Origin of the sequence: Arthrobacter sp. 2RAF6 (assembly GCF_052115205.1) — a bacterium.
Lineage (GTDB): Bacteria > Actinomycetota > Actinomycetes > Actinomycetales > Micrococcaceae > Arthrobacter.
Window position 1 is genome coordinate 1 of record NZ_JBFRGF010000085.1, and the last position, 2,025, is coordinate 2,025.

Below are 2,025 nucleotides of genomic sequence, written 5' to 3' on the forward strand. Positions count from 1 at the left end.
GGCGAGTTCTAGCGATCGTTGCAACACCCCCGATATTCGGGAGTTTCCTCGATCATGGAACCACCATCAATTCAGAGTTCTTCCTTAAGGGAAAGATCGGGTTCTTCGCCCGTGGCCCGGGCGGTGCGGAAGTACCGCAAGTATTCCAGGGAAGACAAGGCGCTGTTCTTTGAAGCCAAGGAACGCTTGGGGACTGTGGCTGCCGCGGCCCGGGAACTGGGCTTCACCGGCTCCGCCTGCCTGATGTGGACGAAGGATGATGGCCGGCCAGCGGGGGCGAGATACTCCGCGGAGCAGAAGGCCGAGTTCTTCGTGCTGTTAGACCGACTGGGCAGCGTCAGCGCCGCGGCCCGGCAGCTGGGCATCAACACCCAGACCGCATTCGGCTGGTCGTATTCGCTGGCCGCGGCCGAGCGAAAACCCCTAGGAAAAGCAACGGCCAGGCAGCTGGCGCTGGCGCCGAAGAAGGCCGAGTTCCTTGCCGTCTTGGCGCGCGTGGGGAACATCAGCGTGGCCGCCCGTGAAGCCGGCGTCAAACGCAGCCAGGGCGAAAGCTGGGCTCGTGCCGCCGGGGTGGAAAACATCCTGCAAAGCCGTGCCGAAAAGCAAGCGCAATACACGCGACTGCGTGAAGAAGGTGCCACGCAGAAGGCCGCTTCAGAGATCGTGGGGGTGAACCGGCGCACCGGCTATGACTGGGACCAGGCCGCCCGGGCCGCCCCGGCCGCCACGTCCGGCGCCGATGCGGACCAAAATGCCGACACCGCATATACATGTCAGGTGACTACCGCTTTTGCCGAAGCCCGCAGCATGCTGGAGACCGCTGCCGAGCCCTTTGACGCGCCGGCGCTGACCTTGATGCCGGAGTTGCCGGCCGGGTGCGAGGAAACGCCGGCGCCACCGACGGCCGCGGCTCCCTCCGCTGTGCCCTCGGAGCCGCCGGCACGGCCTGTGCTGCCCGCACCGAGAACCATGACGATCGAACACCTGGAACAAACCATTGATTCGCGCTACCTGGCCCAGCGGGAGCGGGAACTGATCGCCGACATGCTCCGCGCCGGGAAATCGATTCGGGCGATCGGACGGGCCCTGGGACGCAGCGCGAGCTCCATCAGCCGGGAGATCAAACGCAACAGCCACCCCAGGCTCGGATACCAGCCCTACGGCGCCCACCGGGCCGCGACCAAGGCCCGCGCCCGACCCAAGGCCAGTAAACTGGCAACGCATGGGCCCCTGCGCCGCTACGTGGAAGCGAAACTGAAATTGCGCTGGTCACCGGAACAGATAGCCCATGCCTTGATCAAGGACTATCCCGACGACCCGAACATGCGCGTGAGCCACGAAACGATCTACCAGGCCCTCTACGTCCAGGCCCGCGGCGGCCTGAAACGGGAAGTCCAGCATGCGCTGCGCACCGGGCGGACCCGACGCAAGAAACACCAGAACCCGGAGGAACGCCGCAGCCGCTTCCGGGACCCCATGATCAACATTTCCGAACGCCCCGCCGAGGTCGAGGACCGCGCAGTCCCGGGCCACTGGGAGGGCGACCTCATCACCGGGGCACACAACCAGTCGGCCATCGCCACCCTGGTGGAACGCTCCACCCGCTACGTCATGCTCGTCCACCTGCCGGGGGACCACACCGCCGAAACGGTGCGCGACGGCCTGATCACAACCATGGGTTCCCTGCCCGCGCACCTACGCGGTTCACTCACCTGGGACCAAGGCGTGGAAATGGCCAAACACAAAGCCTTCAGCATCGCCACCGACATGGACGTCTACTTCTGCGACCCCCACAGCCCATGGCAGCGCGGATCCAACGAAAACACCAACGGACTGCTGCGTCAATACTTCCCCAAAGGCACCGACCTCAACACCTACGGCCCCGAAGACCTCGAACACGTCGCCCAGGAACTCAACGCCCGCCCCCGCAAAACCCTCGCCTGGGACACCCCGGCCGAGCGACTTCGTGATTTACTAATAGCCAGCTGACCACGGGTGTTGCGTCGACCCCCAGAATTCGCC

The 2,025-nt window shown here is 65.2% G+C and carries 1 protein-coding gene; it reads left to right on the forward strand.

Translation table 11 applies throughout. The features are described 5' to 3' along the window. Positions 1 to 858: 858 nt before the first annotated feature. Complete coding sequence (locus AB4Z38_RS25520; protein WP_441432308.1) at positions 859 to 1,992, forward strand: IS30 family transposase; 1,134 nt, start codon at positions 859 to 861, stop codon at positions 1,990 to 1,992. The last annotated feature ends 33 nt before the right edge of the window (positions 1,993 to 2,025 follow it).

Coding starts and splice junctions, on each gene's coding strand:
- AB4Z38_RS25520 (WP_441432308.1), top strand. CDS start 859: ATGCCGGAGTTGCCGGCCGGGTGCGAGGAAACGCCGGCGCCACCGACG.